The sequence below is a fragment of the uncultured Methanobrevibacter sp. genome (assembly GCF_937898925.1).
Taxonomy (GTDB): Archaea; Methanobacteriota; Methanobacteria; order Methanobacteriales; family Methanobacteriaceae; genus Methanobrevibacter.
In genome coordinates this window covers 1-2,110 of the sequence record NZ_CALDKF010000017.1, presented here as the reverse complement: position 1 = coordinate 2,110, position 2,110 = coordinate 1, and the positions used below count along the sequence as shown (strand labels likewise).

At 29.6% G+C, this 2,110-nt stretch carries 2 protein-coding genes; both read left to right on the top strand.

Features of this window, described 5'->3' with window-relative positions; genetic code table 11:
- Positions 1–709 precede the first annotated feature (709 nt).
- The gene (locus tag Q0409_RS01435; protein ID WP_298534304.1) at positions 710–1,363 is read left to right on the top strand and encodes a vWA domain-containing protein; all 654 of its coding nucleotides are present in this window, start codon (positions 710–712) and stop codon (positions 1,361–1,363) included.
- A gap of 156 nt (positions 1,364–1,519) precedes the next feature.
- On the top strand, positions 1,520–2,110 hold a 591-nt coding region (locus Q0409_RS01430; protein WP_298534302.1), incomplete at its 3' end, for a nucleotidyltransferase domain-containing protein.

Genomic DNA, 2,110 nt, shown 5'->3' with positions numbered 1-2,110 from the left:
ACAGAAAACGACGGTCCAATCAAAATCGATAAAGTAGGATAATTAAGTTTTTAATTTTTTTACTTTTTCTTTTCTTTTTTTAGATTTTTTTAATTTTTAATTTTTCATTTTTAATATCTCCATTATAATTCTATCTAATTCTTTTTAAAACTTTGATATTTTATTTTTTCTTTATTTTTAAATTAAGTTTATTACAAACCTTTATAAGTAACAGAAAATAAAATATTGTTGGTGAAATGTAATTGAAAAGCAAAATAATTACTTATTTTAAAATTCATTCTTTTTTAGTTATTTTTTTATTAGCATATTTGATGTCTGAAATAACTAATTCATGATAATTTTTATCATGTCATTAGTTTTTAATCATTTGTTCTTAAAAAAAAGGACACATTTATATACTATGAAGTTCATACTATAATTGTCGAAGAAAAATGACATCAAAATATGGGGGTTGATATTTAGTTTGCCAATCATTTTTCAACATTCACTGTAATTTATTAATGCACCATTTATCACCTTAGCTGTTAAATAAACTTACAAAGGGGGAGTGGATGTTGATAATATAAAATTCATTTACTTTTATAAATCTAAATTAAGGGGGTATTTTATGGATAATGAAAGTATAAAAATCAAGATTCAAGAATAGGATGAAATTTCTGGCACTGAAAAATTAAACAAAAACGAAAACAATGTAAAAGGGGGAAATGATATGGAAAATGAAAACAAAACTGTTTTAAGCGACTACAACGATGAAAGACTTGCAAATATTGGAATTGAAGAGGAAATGGATTTATTCTTCATTTTAGACAGAAGCGGATCTATGGGAGGAAGTGAAATGGATACCATCAATGGGTTCAACGCTTTCATTGAAAAGCAAGCTGTGAAAAACCACAACATCCGTGTAACCACCATTCTCTTTGACGATAAATATGAAGTCCTATATTCCAGAAAACCTATATCTAAAGTGGAACAACTCACTGAAAAGGAGTATTATGTTAGAGGTTTAACAGCTTTGCTTGATTCAATCGGGAAAACTGTAAACACCTATAAAAACAATGTAGCTTCAGCTATGTGCATAATAACTTCTGATGGATATGAAAACGCTTCTAGAGAGTTCAACAGAACTCAAATCAAGGAACTTATCGAAAACAGTGGATGGGAATTCGTATTCATAGGAGCGGATATTGACTCTTACTCTGAAGCTTCACATATTGGAATCCGAAAAAGCCGTGTTGCAAATTACTCTAAAACTGCTGAAGGACATGAGGCAATGTATGATGCATGTGAAAAAGTCACTGATAGGTTCTACAGGTTAAGGAGAATTGATGATGACAATGAGGAGTGGAAGGAGAAATTAGACTGATTCCACTTCTATTTCCTTTTTTATTCTTTTTTCTTATTTTTTAAATTCATTTTTTAAAAAGTCCTTTAAATTATAAAATTATAAAACTAATAAAGGTAATAATATAATTATAAAATAAATTTATCAGATTTTACAATTAACTAAAGGAACTAAACAATGAATTATGAATCAATTTTAAATGAATTAAGACCAACTCCTGAGGAGATTGAAGCAGTTAATGAAACAAGTGAAAAGGTAATTGATTTCATTAATGAACTCTGCAAAAAAGAAGGCATTGATGCTAAAGCAAATGCTGTAGGTTCTGTTGCAAAAAACACTTGGTTAAGAGGTAAATCTGATATAGACATTTTCATTAGTTTTCCTATTGATACGGATATGGATGAGCTCAAGGAAAAGGGTTTGTATATTGCATACAAGACCAATGACGCATTGAATGGAAATGCCTCAGAGCATTATGCTTCCCATCCTTATTTGACCTGTGACATAGATGGTTTTGAAGTTGATATAGTTCCTTGCTATGCTATTGAAGAAGGCCAATCCATTATTTCTGCTGTTGATAGGACCATTTTGCATACAAGATATATCCAAAAGCATTTAAGCAAGGAGCAGGAAGATGAGGTTCTTTTGCTTAAGAAATTCATGGATGCTGTTGGAACATATGGATCCGAATTCAAGACTGGCGGTTTTGCAGGATACTTATGTGAACTGTTTATTATTCATTATGGAAGTTTTGAACAAACTCTAAAA

Excerpts from the sequence above, each read along its gene's own strand:
- Q0409_RS01435 (WP_298534304.1), top strand. The coding sequence starts at position 710 with ATGGAAAATGAAAACAAAACTGTTTTAAGCGACTACAACGATGAAAGA.